A 14,726-nucleotide genomic window follows, 5' to 3' on the forward strand; every position below is an offset into this window, starting at 1 on the left:
GCGGACGGCTGGGAGATCGTGGAGATGCGGGGAATCGAACCCCGGTCCGATGTGGCGTCAACGGGGCTTCTCCGTGCGCAGTTTATGCGAACGCTACTTTTCGGCTCCGGTACTTGCATAAACACATATACCGACGAACCTAGTCACGTAAAAGTCCCGCTAACCCCCGCAACAAGGGCTAGCAGCAGTGGCCTTTTAAGTCGATGCCGGTAACTGAGCCAAAGGCATGCTCAGGCCGACAGACGGCAACTCGCGCTTAGGCAGCGAGTGCGAAGTCAGTGCGCTTAGATTCTGCACTTAATTTTTTGCAGAGGGCGTTAACGAGATAACCCTGCATCCTCGGCACGCTTCACCCATCTCAACTCACATCGTCGAAACCGATCATCCCCCTATGCTTTTATCAAAAAGCCCACCGTCTTCTGAAAGTTTTCCTCGACATACCTTGACGCCGCGGTGCCATTCAAACACGGTAGAGATTCAGTATATCTAAGATGTTTAACGGCGTGCAAGTCACCCACCCCGCACACGCAGGGTTCGCTCACTGACAGAGAACACCAGCCAAGAACAGACGCAGAGGGTACAGCGAGCGCGCTTCCAGCACACACCCGAATCAACGGCGGACGCAGAAAATCGGTGCAGAAAATCACGGGCACAGCAAACGGGGTGAGGCGCCCCAGAATATCTAGGAGCCCCACCCCGTTCGCGTACCGCACTGGGTAGCCAAAATTAGGCAGTCAAAATTAGGCGGTCAAACCTTAGTGGCGCGCAGAAACAGTCATGCGGTTGTTCGGGTTGTCACCAATCTGGCAGACCACGTTACCGTGACCGTCCTCGGTACCAACCTCAAGGCATTTCTCAGTGGTCTGATAGAAAGAAATGAATACGAAAAGCATACAAATCGAAATCAGGACAGACACCGCACCGGTGATAATACCGGTCAGTGCGAATGCCTTACCCGCGCCAACTTCCTTAGTCTTCTTCAGGGACAGGGCGCCCAGAATAATCGCAGCGATACCCAGCAGGGCACCGAACACGAAGAAACCGGTCAGCACAGCCGCAATACCGAGAATCATCGCCGCCAGCGCCATGCCGGGAGCCTTCTTCGTCACGGGAGCCGCATACGGGTAACCCGCGGGCTGACCGTAACCGTAAGCGTCCTGCTGAGGCTGCTGCTGGTAAGAGTTCTGCTGGTAGTTGTAGTCAGCGGGCTGCGCCTGGTAGGAGGCGTCCTGGCCGTAACCGTACTGATTCTGCTGAGCGGGCTGCGCCTGGTAGGAAGCGTCCTGACCGTAGCCGTACTGCTGCTGGCCGTAGGTGTTCTGAGCCGAAGCACCCTGAGCCGCAACGCCCTGGGCAGAGGTACCCTGAGCAACGTTCTGGCCGTAAGCATTCTGCGAAGAAGACTGCGCACCGAACTGACCGTACTGGTTCTGCTGGGTCGAGTTCTGCGGAGTAGCGTTCTGCTGCTGAGCCTGACCGTAGGTGTTCTGAGCGGATGCGCTCTGACCGTAATCCTGGCCGTAGGTATTCTGTGCCGAAGGAGCCTGGCCGTAATCCTGACCGTACGAGCTCTGGGCGGAAGAATTAGGCTGCTGAGCAGCGTAGGGGTTCTGTGCGTTCCCCTGGTTGTTTCCGTAGTTATTCTCAGACATCCGTCGTTCTTTCCTTCACAGTTGCAGCGAACAATTTATACTCGCCCAACGCACCATTGCGCGCTGAGTTCGGTTCCATTATATAAATAAGCTGTCATTTGGGTCATCTGTGAAGTTCAAGATTTCAGATTCAGCGCCCAGAATCCACCAATCGGGCAGATTCAGCGCCGAGAAAGAACAAGGGACCGAATAGTTCAACACTATTCGGTCCCTCAACGCTTCAAAGACTCAATGCGATTTAACGGCGGTACATCTTGTACTCATCGGGGCTCATCGTCATGGTTTCACCGTGAATGGTGCACACATAGTTACCGCTCGAATCCTGCACCGCATTCTCAGCGCACTCGCTGAGCATGCCAATGCCAATCAAGCCCAGAACCAGCACAACAACAGCAACAATCATGCCCAGCGCACCGGTGACAATACCACCAATCGCCATGCCCTTACCGGATGCGGTACCGTTCTTTACCTTCACCAGGGCAACAATACCCAGAATCACGCCGACCAGACCCAGCACGCCACCGAAAATCAGCCAGCCAGAGAGCAGACCAATAATACCCAGGATCAGCGAAGCAATCGCCAGAGCCGAGCTCGGGGTCGGCTGGTAGCCGGGGTAGCCGCCCTGCATGTTGTATGCGGGTGCCTGCTGCGGTGCGGGAATGAACTCGCCCGGGTTCTGCTGGTAGTTCGGGTTCTCAGACATGTGTCTCCTCAAAAACGTATGGTGCTCGCGGTACACCGCGAATTTTCAACCATTATACGCGAGGAACCGCGCCCCGCCCCTACAGGCAGTCACCGAACCAGCGGTGCATCCCGCCGTTGCCTCAGCCCTAGCCGAGGTTGCGGTAACGCATCGCGCGGCGCGCCTCCAGGTCATCCTGACGCTCACGCAAAGCCTGACGCTTATCGTACTCACGCTTACCGGTCGCCAAAGCAATCTCAACCTTCGCACGACCATTCGAGAAGTACAGCTTCAACGGAACCACCGTGTAACCGGTCTCCTTCAGCTTCTGCGCCAACTTATTAATCTCAGAACGATGCAGCAGCAACTTACGGCGACGACGAGCCGCATGGTTCGTCCACGTACCGTAACCGTACTCCGCAATATGAATACCCTCGAGCCACAACTCGTTATCGGTCACCTGGCAGAAACCATCCACAATGGACGCCCCACCATCACGCAGAGACTTCACCTCAGTACCCAGCAGAACAATGCCCGCCTCATAGGTATCCACAATGTTGTAGTTGTGGCGAGCCTTCTTATTCTGGGCAATAATCGCGTTATTCGGGTCCTTCTTCGCGTCTTTCTTCTTTTTCTGAGCCATCACTCAATCCTTATACGTCTTAGCTCTCTTCAGCCGCGCGCCCCGAAGCGCGCCAGCGAATACCAGCATCAATAAAGGCGTTCAAACCGCCATCCAAAACATTAGAGGCATTACCCTCCTCATAGCCGGTACGCAGATCCTTCACCATCTGGTACGGATGCAGAACATAGGAGCGCATCTGATCGCCCCAGCTTGCCTTAATGTCACCGGCAAGCTCCTTCTTCTTCGCATCCTCCTGCTCCTTACGCAGCAGCAACAGGCGAGACTGCAGCACGCGCAAAGCCGCCGCACGGTTCTGCAACTGCGACTTCTCATTCTGCATCGACACCACAATACCGGTCGGCAAGTGAGTCATACGTACCGCCGAATCCGTCGTATTCACCGACTGACCACCCGGGCCCGACGAGCGGAACACATCCACCTTAATCTCAGACTCGGGAATCTCAATAGCATCCGTCTGCTCAATCAGAGGAATCACCTCAACCGCCGCGAACGAGGTCTGGCGGCGGCCCTGATTATCGAACGGCGAAATACGCACCAGGCGGTGAGTACCCGCCTCCACCGACAGGCGACCAAAAGCGTACGGCGCGTTCACCTCGAAGGTCACCGACTTCAGGCCCGCCTCCTCAGCGTAGGAGGTGTCCAGAACCTTCGTCGGGTAGCCGTTCTTCTCCGCCCAACGCAGGTACATGCGCAGCAGCATCTCCGCGAAATCAGCAGCATCCACGCCACCAGCGCCCGAACGGATCGTCACCACAGCCTCACGCTGATCGTACTCACCCGACAGCAGCACCAGCACCTCAAGCTCTTCCAGCTTGGCGCGGATTTCAGCGCACTCGCGTTCAGCATCAGCGAGCAGCTCGGCGGCAGTCTCCTCATCCTCCGCTTCGGCAAGCTCCACCATCACCTCAACATCATCAATGCGAGAAGACAGCGAGCGCAGACGATTCAGCTCCGACTGCTTATACGACAGTGCGCTCGTCACCTTCTGCGCATTCTCCACGTCATCCCACAAATCGGGTGCGGCAGCCCGCGCAGACAGGTCCTCAATGGCGCGCTCAATCCCCTCAATATCGCTCACAGCAGCAATAGAGGTGAAAATCGCGCGAAGCTCTTTAATCTCAGCAGAAAAGTCGAAGGATGCCATAGCTTTTAACACTATCGCGAAACTGCCAGAAAGTCCCGCCGTTACAGCCCGCAACAGCCCACAGCGCAGAAGGACAGGGTGGTTAGAGGGCAGAAGCCGCGGAACGAAGATGTAAAAGAATGCAAAACGAGGGCGCATCCGCTAGCCGTTACACTACCTTGCGGATGCACCCTCGCAGTCTATGGGGCTCACAACGCACCAATAAGAGAGTGAGCCGATACGCCCGTGCGCCGTTATGCCCGTGCGCCGTTGATGGACGCACTAATCGGTGGACGGGCCCTGGCTCGTCTTCAAACGCGACGAACCATGAGCGGTCACCTCAATACCATCAGGCACCAGAATCGACAGCAGCGGCGGACGAATACGAGCCGACAGGTACACGTGCACGCTCTGATCAGAATCCACGGACACATTCTCCAGACGCAACGCCTGAAAATCCTGCCCCGGCTGAACCTCAGCCAAGTACGCACTCGCATACTCCCACGCCGCCGAACCACTCGCCTCATCCGGAGTGCGCATCGTGCGGGTAATCGAGTTCGCCTGAGCGTCCGCCACATCCTGCAGATGCTGAGTCTGCAGATACGCGCCCGTAATCGCCACAGTCACCGAACCGATGAGCAACAGCAACGCCAGCATGCCCACAATCAGCGGGGCAATGCTGCCCTCTTCCGGGTTTGAGGCGACCGGGTCAGCGGCGAGGCGGCCTGAGGCGAGCGCCCGGCTCTGCGCACGGGCACGAATCTTCATGTTGGCACGAGCCAGCAAACCATTAGGAATCAGCATGACCAGACCCCCAACTCGTCGCATGAGAACTCACCGGAATCACGCCGCCACCCATAAACGAAGGCAGCAGCGGCAAACGCGCCTGAACCGTCACCGTGGCGTACGCCTTCGTACCCGAGACGCACTCCCCCGACGCACAGCTCAACGACACGCTCACATCGGAGGGCTCAACCCCGTAATCGGCGGCAGCATGCACCGCCAGACGCTGAGCCAAATCCGGGCCAACCGACGAGTCCTGCGGCTGCTCCTGCACATACAGCACCACCTGGGCGCTCGCCGCATGAGCCGCCATTACCGAAGACTGCAAGCTAAAAATCGTCAGAATGCCGTAGAGTACCGGGATGAGCAGAGTAATACCCAAACCCAGGAACTCCACAATGGTGCTGCCCTCTTCAGGATTGTGCCGATCAGAGCGGCTCTTCAGGCGTTCCTTCACCCGCTGCCGAAGCGAAAAGTCACTAATCACCGGAACGATGCTCCGCATAAATCGCATGCCCCTTCACCTCAATAGAATCCGGAAAACCCCACGGGCCCAGCACCGGTAACGGAGACTTCACCGTCACCTCCAAAGTGCGCACACCCGTAGAATCACTACTCTGACGGTACGAAATATTCTCAGCATACGAAGACGGAAGAACCCCCTCAATCATCTGACGGGTACGCTCCATGCCCTCCTGCGGAGTGCGGTCACGCATCGTACCGTAACGTGCCCCAGCCGCCGCAGCATCCACCAACATGGTTCGTGCATACAGGGCGAAAGAAACCTGCAGAATCGCCATAGTCAGCAACACCAACAGCGCACCGACCATGACGAATTCCGTGCTGGCATCACCGCGCTCGCTCTCCTCCACAGAATATTCCGCGGAGGATAGCTCAGCGGCAGTCAGCTCAGAAGCGATGCGGGGCTTACGCATTACTGGTGAACCAGAGCAATCGCATCGTTGAACATCTTGGTCAGAGCGGGCTGAGCAATCGCCAAGATAGCGGCAACCAGCACGGCGCTCATCATGGTGATCATGACCCAGCCGGGCACGTCACCGCGCTCGGGGTCATCCTGCTTGTTCTTCAGGCGCAGAGCCAGCACGGATGCGATAGCCAGGGCGATCAGCACGGTGAGGGCGGTGCGGAAACGACGGAACATGATTTTCTCCTTCTATCAAAGGGTGTAGTGTGTGGTTGGTGCGGCGCGCCGGGCAATCAGCCCAGCCCACCGCGGTGCAGCCGGTACGGTGTGTACCCGCCGCAAAATCTAAAAGTTCAAACGCATGAGCGACAAGCCCGGGAAGACCGCAAAAATCACCGTCAGCGGCAGGATAAAAAACACCACCGGGGCGAGCATCGCAATCTCCTTCTTACCGGCTGTTTCCATCAGCTCACGCTTAGCGTTATCGCGCACATCCTGAGCCTGCGCACGCAACACATCAGCCAGAGGGGTACCGCGCTCAATCGCAACAGCAATACCCTCAACGAAGCGGCTCAACGCCGGAACGCGAGTACGCTCCGCAAACTCCTGCAGCGCGCTCAGCAGCGAAACACCGGTGCGGGTCTGCGCCAAAATCTCAGAAAACTCACGAGCCAACTCGCCGCGAGAGGTCAAACAGATACGCTCCAGGGCCGCCAGCGCCGACTCGCCCGCTGTCACCGACAGAGCCATCATCTCCGCCAGCGCCGGGAACTCAGCAACCAGCTGCTTCTCACGCTTAGTCACCGCCTCACCCAGCCACCAGTCACGCGCCAGAAAGCCGCTCAAACCGCTCACCAGCACCAGCACAAGAGCCACCAGAATGGAGAAACGCTCCTGCACCACACCAATGACGGTCAGCGCACTCATGACGGTCACACCGGCAAGAGCCCACAGCAGCTGCTCAGCACGAAACGCGCTCACACTCTGCGAAGAGCCAGCACGACGCAGACGCTCCTGCACCGAACTATCGCTCAGCGACGAGCCACTCAACGACGAAGACAGCGAACGCAGAAGCGGCGCGCAGAACGCCGAAATCGCCTCCAGCAGGCTCGGCTCCCGGCGCTCCTGCTCCTTCAACAGCGACTCACGCAGAGTCTCACCGCGCAGCTGCGACGCCACACGATCAGAAAACGAAATACTGCGAGTATTCAGCACCGACGAAAGAATCAGACCCACGCCGGTCGCCAACAGCAGACCAAAAATCAGAGGCAGGTTCACCCGAAAACCCTCCGTTCACGCGGCAACTCACCAATACGCAGCATCAGACGGTACGCCGCCAAAGAAATAGCGGCACCGGCAATCATCAGCATTGCACCGGCAAACGAGTTATAAACCATGCGCGCGGCAGGCTGAGTCGCCATCAGACACAGCACAAACCAGGGCGCAACACAGGAGAGACGAGCCGCATTCACAGTCCACGACTGACGCGCCAGAAGCTCCGAACGGGTACGCGCATTATCACGCAGAAAATCACTCAGCGTGCCCAGCAGCTTACCCAGGTCCGAACCGCCCACCTCGCGGGCAATCTTCAACGCCTCAATGATGGTGTCCGCCACCGGGTCAGAGAGATACTCCTTCAAACGGTTCAGCGACGGCACAAACTCACCCGACGCACGGTAATCACGCGAGAAATGGGCGAAGGCATCACGCAGCTCTTCCGGGCCACGGTACGAGAGCTGAATCAGCGCCTCCGGCAAGGACAAACCTGCACGAATCGCCGAACGCAGGTGGTCCACCGCATCCGGCCACAGCTGCCAAATACGGGCATCCGCCGCGCGGGCACGATGATTCACAATCACGCGAGGCGCCGCAAAACCACCAATCAGGCCCAGCAGACCCAGCGGCAAAAGCTGAGTGAGCATCAGCAGCAGAACCGACGCGCTCACGCCGCTAGCGACGCTCACCCACATGAACGTGCGAGGAGTCAGCGAGTGCATACCCGCCTTACGCAACGCCACGACCAGCGCCGGGTCGTTACTCGGCTTCGGCGGCTTGCCGTTATCAGGAAAGCAGGAAAGGTAAATCAGGCAGACGCCCAACCCCAAAATCAGGCTCAGAAACAGAGGCATTACTGACCCGCCTTCGCCGCAGCCAGCACCTGCTCGGGGCGGTGACCGGCACGAATCCAACGGTCCGGGTTCGGCAGCTCCAACGCCACACACATCATCTGACCGTCACGGCGCACAAACAGCGGGGACATCTCAATCACGCCGTCCTCAACGCGGCCGCCCAGCATGCTGATCTCTTCGACCTGGCGCTGACCGCGCGAATCGCGGCCGCAATGCACCACAATGTCAAAGCAGGACGCCACGGTCGGCACCACGAACGCCGAGGAAATATTCTCGCCCGCCAGCAGCGGCAGGGTACAAATCTTGGTCACCGCGTCACGCGCTGAATTCGCGTGAATCGTGCACATACCCGGCAGACCCGCGTTGAGCGCAATGAGCATATCCAGGGACTCCGCCTCACGCACCTCACCGATAAGGATGCGGTCCGGGCGCATACGCAGAGCCTCCTTGACCAGGCGGCGCAACTCAATCGCGCCGGTGCCCTCGAGGTTCGGCTGGCGGCATTGCAGACCCACCACATCGCGTAGCGGAACCGCGAGCTCAAAGATTTCTTCGCACGTAATCACGCGCTCACGCGGAGGAATGGATGCCGACAGGCAGTTCAGCATCGTGGTCTTACCCGCCTGGGTTGCGCCCGAAACGAGGATGTTCATGCCGCTCTCCACCGCCGCGTGCAGTAGGGACGCCGCGCCGGCACTCAGCGAGTTCATGCGCACAAGGTCGGGCAGGCGGCGGGCACGCACCACGAACTTACGGATATTGATGCTCGTGTGCCTGCGAGTAATATCCGGAATCACCGCGTGCAAGCGGGATCCATCCGGCAGGGATGCATCAACAAACGGGGAAGAAAGGTCCACACGACGACCCGAAGGCTTGAGCATGCGCTCCAGCAGGCTATTGATCGCCTCGGCGCTCAGGTGCAGACCGGTTAGTTCACTTTCGCCGTTGCGGGCGATAAAAATTTCGTCGGGAGAGTTGATCCAGATTTCTTCAACGCTCTCATCATCAAGGAACGGCTGAATTACGCCGAAGCCGCAGATTTCATCGTGCAGGCGTTGAATCACGGATTCGCGGTCGCCCAAATCGGGCAAGGAGATGCGGGTACGCCGCTGCTCGTAATCGCTCAGGTGCTCGTCAATGAGCCCACGCACCGCGTGCTGATCCTCGTGCGGGTCCAGGCTGCGGTGGCGCATTGCCTCACGGATATTCTCCTCGAGCAGAGTTAGATGCTCCGCCCGGGTATCCAGTACGGTGTTCTCCATTGAAATGATCCGATGCTGTGTGGTGTGGTTGTGTGGAATACGGTGAAGCATTGATACATCAATGCCACCATCACCCTACCCTCAGCGCATCAAATTTATCAAAATGTAATAAAACACCCCTTAATATTTACGAGTATAGTATTTGGGCATTTTTGATGCCTGGAATTGCGCATATCGTTACCCAACGTGCACTAAAATTCAAAACGCCTAGTCAGCTGTGACTTGCAGAACAGTTGCAGGTACACCCCTCGAACCGCTCACCGTTAATCACTGCCATATTGCACTCGGTGTACACGTAACATTTCGTCTTAAAAGCCGCAGCCTCCCCTAGTAAAACGCAAGAACCCTACCCAGCAGCAGCACCTTCCCGGGCACAGCTTTCGGGCGCTCCTTCCCGTGCGCAACTTTCGGGCGCTCCTTCCCAGGCACAGCAAAGGGGCGTGCACTCCCCCAACGGGAATACACGCCCCATCACAAGCAATCACCTAGCGGTTAGTCGCCGCCACGAATCACCTTCACAGCTTCCTTAATCGGACCGTCAAAACGCAGGTTACCGTGCTCCAGCACCACGCCGCGGTCACAAATCTTAGACACCAAATCCAGGTCATGGCTCACCACGGCAAGAGTCTTACCGGCAGAGCACAGCTCCTGAATCTTCGCAATACACTTCTTCTGGAACGGCTCATCGCCCACCGCAAGAATCTCATCCACCAGGAAGATATCCGGGTTCGTATGAACCGCAACCGAGAATGCCAGACGCAGGTACATACCCGAAGAGTAGAACTTCACCTCGGTATCGATAAAGTCGTGAATCTCAGCGAAATCCACAATCGAATCGAAGGAAGCCTCAATCTCATCCTTGGTCATACCCAAAATCGCGCCGTTGAGGTACACGTTATCGCGACCGGTCAGATCCGGGTGGAAACCAGCGCCCACCTCAATCAGACCCGCAATATTGCCGCGCGTGAGAACCTCACCCTCATCGGCGCGCATCACACCAGAAATCATCTTCAGCAGCGTGGACTTACCCGAGCCGTTCAGACCCAGAAGAGCCACACGCTCGCCCTGACGAATATCCAGGCTCACGCCGTTGAGTGCATTGAACTTCTCCGAAAGATCACCCTTGCGGCCCTTAATCAGCCACACAAAAGCTTCCTTCATCGAACGGGTGTGGCGCAGAACGAAGCGCTTCACCAAATTCTCCACGTGAATCACCACGGGAGCGTCCGGGCTCACCGGCGGGAACTCAAGCTTCTTAATATCCACAGAATCAGAGCTCCTGGGCGAAGTTGCCCTCAAACTTACGGAAGAGCAAATCACCAATCAAAACGGTCAGCAGAGAAATACCAATGGCAATTGGAGTCCAGAAGCTGAAGAGATGCGGAACCACCTGCGAAGCAGGAAGCGCCAAATCCTCAGGACGGAGCGTCGGATGCCAGAAGCCATAGTGGAACAGCTCCACCGCAACGGTCAGCGGGTTAATCATGAACACGTTGAACACCCACGGGTACAGGGTGTCACGCACCATGGTCCAGGAGTACAGCACCGGCGAGAACCAGGTAGCCACCATCAGCAGCATGTCCACGATGTTCTCCGAATCTCGGAAGAACACGTTAGCCACACCGAAAATCAGACCCAGACCATAGGACAGCAGCATCACGATGAGCATGCCCGCCAGAATCGACTCAAAAGCCAACAAGGACGGATGCCAGCCCACCGCAAAGCACGCCAGGAGCATGACCACAATCTGCGGCACAAAATGCACCAGAGCCACCCACACCGTAGACAGCGAGAACAGCTCACGCGGCAGGTAAATCTTGCGAATCAGAGCACTGTTAACCACCATGGCGCGAGCACCATTGCCGAACCCCTCCGAGAAGAAGTTAATAGCAATCATGCCCGAGAAAAGATACACAGCGTAGTTGTGCATACCGCGTTCCAAGCCAAGGAACATACCCATGGCAATGTAGAACACCAGGAACTGCACACCCGGCTTAATGTACGACCACAAAATGCCCAGCACCGAGCCGCGGTAGCGGACCTGGATTTCCTTATCGACCAGCAGTCGAAGCAGGTAGCGGTTCTTCACCGCATCCAGGATGCCGCGCCCACGGCCGGGCGCCTTCAGGGGAACAGACTTCAGATCGTTCATCGGGTCAGCTCAGAATCCGTATGCTCGGCGAAGGTCTTAGCCCACGCATCGTAGGAGGCAACCTCAGCAGCCTTCGAACGGTACTGCTCACGCAGCTTATCCCAACCGGTCACCAGCTGAACGTGCAGCTTAGCAGCCTGAGCCAGCTTCGACTTGAGCTGCTCGGGGTCGCGGCGGTACCAGAACAGGCCGGTACCCTCAGCGTTAGTCGCCAGAGCCGAATCGAACTTCGACAGGGTCCACCAGTTGGTCTCACCGTAGTTCAGCTGAATCTGCGGGTGAGCCTTCGCCTCTTCGCTCACCGGCTTGAACAGCTGACGAGCAACAGTCTTCGCGGTCCAGGAAGCAAGCTTCTTGTAACCGGGGGACGCGAAGGAACGGCGGCCACGGAACGGAGGCTTCTTCGTCTGAATAGCCGGGAAGTCATCCACGTTCGGCTTCACCTGAGACTCCGGGTACTCCTTAGCCATCGCACGAATCACCGGCAGACGCTGCGAGAGCGAGGGGTGCAGGTGATCGGGGCCGGAGAGCAGATCCTCCAGCGCCATCAGGCGGCCGGCCTCGGTGTAGTACTGCATGGACAGGGTGTGCTTGACGTCCAAGAACAGGGACTCCAGCAGCACGCGGCCACCCTTATCGAAGGGCGAATGCAGCAGCGCCGTAATGAGGCGGTTGCGCTCGTGGTAGTACGCCTGCCAGCCGACCGAGTCATCCTTATCAGTCCAGGACACGTGCCACACACCCGCACCGGGGAAGGACACGGTAGCGAAGCCCGCGGCCTTAGCGCGCAGACCGTACTCAGCGTCATCCCACTTCAGGAACAGGGGCAGAGACAGACCGATTTCCTTGATGACGGTGGTCGGGATGAGGCACATCCACCAGCCGTTGTAGTCCACGTCCACGCGGCGGTGCAGCCAGGGGGTGTTACGCAGGTTGTGGTGACCCAGGTTGTGGCCCATCGCCATGTCATCGTGCGGCTTAGCGTAGAAGTTACGCCACGGGTCAACAACCTCACCGAACGCGTGCAGAACCGAACGGTCGAACATGTCGAACATGTGCGCACCCACGATGGTGGGTTCCTTGCAGTAGTTCGCGAAGGTCACCATACGCAGGATTGACTCGGGCTCAACGATAACGTCGTCATCGAGTAGCAGCACGTAATCGGAACCGTTGTTGACAGCCTCGAACATGCCGCGCGAGAAGCCACCGGAACCACCCAGGTTGCCCTGGTTGATGATGCGGAACTTACCGGAGAGGGGCTTAACGACCTCTTCGAAGTCCTCGTGGTCCTGCACCTTCTGGGTGCCCTGATCCACAATCAGGAACTCGTGCACAGCATCAAAAATCTCGGGGCTCTCACCCAGAGCACGAATGTTGTTGATGCAGTACTCCACCTTGTTCATGGTGGTAATCTGCACGGTCGCCTGACCAGCCTTCACGTCTGCGCGGGGCTCAATGTCGCCCAGCCAGTTCGCTTCAATCAGCTCAAGGTCGGTGGTGCCAGCCAGGTCGAACCAGTACCAGCCGCCGTCACCGAACGGCGCCAGGGGCAGAGTGAAGGTGTTGGTCTCCTCGCCGGAGAGCAGCTTCGCATCCACGCGCTGAATCACGCCACGGCCATTGGACTTGTACACGATGACCATGCCCTCGCCGCGAGTCTGAACGCTCAGCACGACCTTCTGCAGGTCAGTCCAGCGACGCCAGTACGAAGCGGGGAACGCATTGAAGTACGTACCGAAAGACAGGCTCTGGCCCGCGTTCACGGTGATGGATCGGCGGCTGTTCAGGCTGTTCGCGGCATCACGGTTCGCGCTAGCGTTCGACACAGACTGACCGGAGGTGTTCATCGCCTCCGCAATGGAGGTCGAAGCGTCACCGTCAATACGGGTGGGCAGCTGAACGCCGGTTGCGACACTCGCGTCCACGTACAGGGGCACGACGTCAGTCTCAACCGCGCTCGGGAAAATAACCCGCTGCAGGTTCTTCAAAGTCTTATCAGCCATAGTTAAGCGTCAACACCACCGGACTCGATCTTCGCACCGTTAGCGAAGTGCGGGCGGATCTTGTTGTCGAACATGGACAGTGCAGCGCCGATAGCCATGTGCATATCCAGGTACTTGTAGGTACCCAGGCGGCCACCGAACAGCACGTTGTTCTCACCCTTAGCCAGGTCGCGGTACGCCAGCAGCTTCTCACGGTCCACGGAGGTGTTGACCGGGTAGTACGGCTCGTCGCCCTTGTTCGCGAAGCGAGAGTACTCGCGCATGATGACGGTTGCGTCCTTGGTGTAGTCACGCTCGGGGTGGAAGTGACGGAACTCGTGGATGCGGGTGAAGGGAACATCAGCATCGGGGTAGTTCATCACGGAGCAACCCTGGAAGTCCTCAATCGGCAGGACTTCTTCTTCCAGGTCGATGGTACGCCAGGACAGGTCGCCCTCAGCGTAGTCGAAGTAGCGGTCAACCGGGCCGGTGTAGACCACGGGAATCTGACCCAGGACGTTCTCGCGAGAGTACTGGTGACCGGGCTCGAAGAAGTCAGTGTTCAGGTGCACCTCAATGTTCGGGTGCGCCGCCATACGCTCCAGCCATGCTGCGTAGCCGTCAACGGGCAGACCCTCGTACTTGTCGTTGAAGTAGCGGTTGTCGTAGTTGTAGCGAACCGGCAGGCGGGAAATGATGGATGCGGGCAGCTCTTCCGGCGGGGTCTGCCACTGCTTAGCGGTGTAGTGCTTGATGAACGCCTCGTACAGGGGGCGACCAATCAGGGAGATACCCTTATCGTTCAGGTTCTGCGGGTCGGTACCAGCCAGCTCGCCAGCCTGCTCAGCGATGAGCGCCTTTGCCTCTGCGGGAGAGTAAGCTGCGTTGAAGAACTGGTTGATGGTACCCAGGTTAATCGGCATGGGGTACACGATGCCGTTGTGGCGGGTGTACACGCGGTGTACGTAGTTGGTGAACTCGGTGAAACGGTTCACGTACTCCCAGACACGCTCGTTGGAGGTGTGGAACAGGTGCGCACCGTAGCGGTGCACCTCAATACCGGTCTGCTTCTCCTTCTCGCTGTATGCGTTACCACCGATGTGGGAACGGCGGTCCAGCAGGGCAACCTTCAGGCCCAGCTCAGTGGCAGCCTGTTCTGCGATGGTCAGACCAAAGAGGCCCGAACCGACTACTACGAGGTCAGCGGTCAATGTTTTCTCCTGTATTATCACGGCGCACCGCCGCTTCTGCGAGGGCGGTATTCACCTACCAGATTGGACACATCCGAGGGTTCTCAGTCGCGCCGCAATCCGCACGGGTGGGCACAAAAAGCCCCTCCCGTGATGGATATAGTCATAATCTAAGATACCTGTTTATCAAGCACTACGCA

Annotated in this window: 15 protein-coding genes and 1 other RNA gene; all 16 read right to left on the reverse strand. The window is 58.0% G+C overall.

What is annotated here, in order from left to right:
* Window positions 1-16: 16 nt before the first annotated feature.
* The 16 genes from ssrA to glf all read right to left on the reverse strand — a co-directional run bounded on the left by ssrA (window position 17) and on the right by glf (window position 14,547).
* Window positions 17-389: a transfer-messenger RNA gene (gene ssrA, locus HMPREF2942_RS04535) on the reverse strand.
* 366 nt (window positions 390-755) lie between these two features.
* On the reverse strand, window positions 756-1,652 hold the full coding sequence (locus HMPREF2942_RS04540; protein WP_070688505.1) for a DUF4190 domain-containing protein: 897 nt from the start codon (window positions 1,650-1,652) through the stop codon (window positions 756-758).
* Window positions 1,653-1,890: 238 nt separating this feature from the next.
* Window positions 1,891-2,355, reverse strand: a complete 465-nt coding sequence (locus tag HMPREF2942_RS04545) for a DUF4190 domain-containing protein (protein WP_070688506.1) — start codon at window positions 2,353-2,355, stop codon at window positions 1,891-1,893.
* A 127-nt stretch (window positions 2,356-2,482) separates the two neighbouring features.
* Entirely contained in the window at window positions 2,483-2,977 is a 495-nt protein-coding gene (gene smpB / locus HMPREF2942_RS04550) for an SsrA-binding protein SmpB (protein ID WP_005508591.1), read from the reverse strand.
* 19 nt (window positions 2,978-2,996) lie between these two features.
* Window positions 2,997-4,124 (reverse strand): peptide chain release factor 2, encoded by a 1,128-nt coding sequence (prfB, locus tag HMPREF2942_RS04555; RefSeq protein WP_070688507.1) that lies wholly within the window; start codon window positions 4,122-4,124, stop codon window positions 2,997-2,999.
* Between the two features lie 261 nt (window positions 4,125-4,385).
* Window positions 4,386-4,931 (reverse strand): pilus assembly protein TadG-related protein, encoded by a 546-nt coding sequence (locus HMPREF2942_RS04560; protein WP_083313461.1) that lies wholly within the window; start codon window positions 4,929-4,931, stop codon window positions 4,386-4,388.
* A complete protein-coding gene (locus HMPREF2942_RS04565) occupies window positions 4,894-5,400 on the reverse strand; it encodes a pilus assembly protein TadE (protein ID WP_083309201.1) in 507 nt (168 codons plus the stop codon). Before HMPREF2942_RS04565 ends, HMPREF2942_RS04560 begins: the two co-directional genes overlap by 38 nt.
* On the reverse strand, window positions 5,366-5,821 hold the full coding sequence (locus tag HMPREF2942_RS04570) for a TadE family protein (RefSeq protein ID WP_049344011.1): 456 nt from the start codon (window positions 5,819-5,821) through the stop codon (window positions 5,366-5,368). Before HMPREF2942_RS04570 ends, HMPREF2942_RS04565 begins: the two co-directional genes overlap by 35 nt.
* Window positions 5,821-6,048, reverse strand: coding sequence for a hypothetical protein (locus HMPREF2942_RS04575; protein WP_070507558.1), 228 nt, complete (start codon window positions 6,046-6,048; stop codon window positions 5,821-5,823). The genes HMPREF2942_RS04570 and HMPREF2942_RS04575 overlap by 1 nt, the downstream gene beginning before the upstream one ends.
* Before the next feature lie 108 nt (window positions 6,049-6,156).
* Window positions 6,157-7,089 carry a type II secretion system F family protein gene (locus tag HMPREF2942_RS04580; RefSeq protein WP_049345773.1) on the reverse strand — a complete coding sequence of 311 codons (933 nt, stop codon included), beginning with the start codon at window positions 7,087-7,089 and terminating at the stop codon, window positions 6,157-6,159.
* A complete protein-coding gene (locus HMPREF2942_RS04585; protein WP_049345774.1) occupies window positions 7,086-7,940 on the reverse strand; it encodes a type II secretion system F family protein in 855 nt (284 codons plus the stop codon). Before HMPREF2942_RS04585 ends, HMPREF2942_RS04580 begins: the two co-directional genes overlap by 4 nt.
* On the reverse strand, window positions 7,940-9,202 hold the full coding sequence (locus HMPREF2942_RS04590) for a TadA family conjugal transfer-associated ATPase (protein WP_070688508.1): 1,263 nt from the start codon (window positions 9,200-9,202) through the stop codon (window positions 7,940-7,942). Before HMPREF2942_RS04590 ends, HMPREF2942_RS04585 begins: the two co-directional genes overlap by 1 nt.
* 492 nt (window positions 9,203-9,694) lie before the next feature.
* The gene (locus HMPREF2942_RS04595; RefSeq protein ID WP_005505398.1) at window positions 9,695-10,468 is read right to left on the reverse strand and encodes an ABC transporter ATP-binding protein; all 774 of its coding nucleotides are present in this window, start codon (window positions 10,466-10,468) and stop codon (window positions 9,695-9,697) included.
* Window positions 10,469-10,472: 4 nt separating this feature from the next.
* Complete coding sequence (locus HMPREF2942_RS04600; RefSeq protein ID WP_070688509.1) at window positions 10,473-11,354, reverse strand: ABC transporter permease; 882 nt, start codon at window positions 11,352-11,354, stop codon at window positions 10,473-10,475.
* On the reverse strand, window positions 11,351-13,357 hold the full coding sequence (locus HMPREF2942_RS04605) for a glycosyltransferase (protein WP_070688510.1): 2,007 nt from the start codon (window positions 13,355-13,357) through the stop codon (window positions 11,351-11,353). Before HMPREF2942_RS04605 ends, HMPREF2942_RS04600 begins: the two co-directional genes overlap by 4 nt.
* A 2-nt stretch (window positions 13,358-13,359) precedes the next feature.
* Entirely contained in the window at window positions 13,360-14,547 is a 1,188-nt protein-coding gene (gene glf, locus HMPREF2942_RS04610; protein WP_005508581.1) for a UDP-galactopyranose mutase, read from the reverse strand.
* Between the last annotated feature and the right edge of the window lie 179 nt (window positions 14,548-14,726).

The organism is Rothia sp. HMSC071C12 (genome assembly GCF_001813895.1).
GTDB classification, from domain to species: domain Bacteria; phylum Actinomycetota; class Actinomycetes; order Actinomycetales; family Micrococcaceae; genus Rothia; species Rothia mucilaginosa.

Bases quoted from the DNA above. Each gene is read 5' to 3' on its own strand.
- smpB (WP_005508591.1), bottom strand. From the start codon at position 2,977: ATGGCTCAGAAAAAGAAGAAAGACGCGAAGAAGGACCCGAATAACGCG.
- HMPREF2942_RS04540 (WP_070688505.1), bottom strand. From the start codon at position 1,652: ATGTCTGAGAATAACTACGGAAACAACCAGGGGAACGCACAGAACCCC.
- HMPREF2942_RS04560 (WP_083313461.1), bottom strand. From the start codon at position 4,931: ATGCGACGAGTTGGGGGTCTGGTCATGCTGATTCCTAATGGTTTGCTG.
- HMPREF2942_RS04545 (WP_070688506.1), bottom strand. From the start codon at position 2,355: ATGTCTGAGAACCCGAACTACCAGCAGAACCCGGGCGAGTTCATTCCC.
- prfB (WP_070688507.1), bottom strand. From the start codon at position 4,124: ATGGCATCCTTCGACTTTTCTGCTGAGATTAAAGAGCTTCGCGCGATT.
- HMPREF2942_RS04575 (WP_070507558.1), bottom strand. From the start codon at position 6,048: ATGTTCCGTCGTTTCCGCACCGCCCTCACCGTGCTGATCGCCCTGGCT.
- HMPREF2942_RS04590 (WP_070688508.1), bottom strand. From the start codon at position 9,202: ATGGAGAACACCGTACTGGATACCCGGGCGGAGCATCTAACTCTGCTC.
- HMPREF2942_RS04600 (WP_070688509.1), bottom strand. From the start codon at position 11,354: ATGAACGATCTGAAGTCTGTTCCCCTGAAGGCGCCCGGCCGTGGGCGC.
- HMPREF2942_RS04565 (WP_083309201.1), bottom strand. From the start codon at position 5,400: ATGCGATTTATGCGGAGCATCGTTCCGGTGATTAGTGACTTTTCGCTT.
- HMPREF2942_RS04605 (WP_070688510.1), bottom strand. From the start codon at position 13,357: ATGGCTGATAAGACTTTGAAGAACCTGCAGCGGGTTATTTTCCCGAGC.
- HMPREF2942_RS04585 (WP_049345774.1), bottom strand. From the start codon at position 7,940: ATGCCTCTGTTTCTGAGCCTGATTTTGGGGTTGGGCGTCTGCCTGATT.
- HMPREF2942_RS04570 (WP_049344011.1), bottom strand. From the start codon at position 5,821: ATGCGTAAGCCCCGCATCGCTTCTGAGCTGACTGCCGCTGAGCTATCC.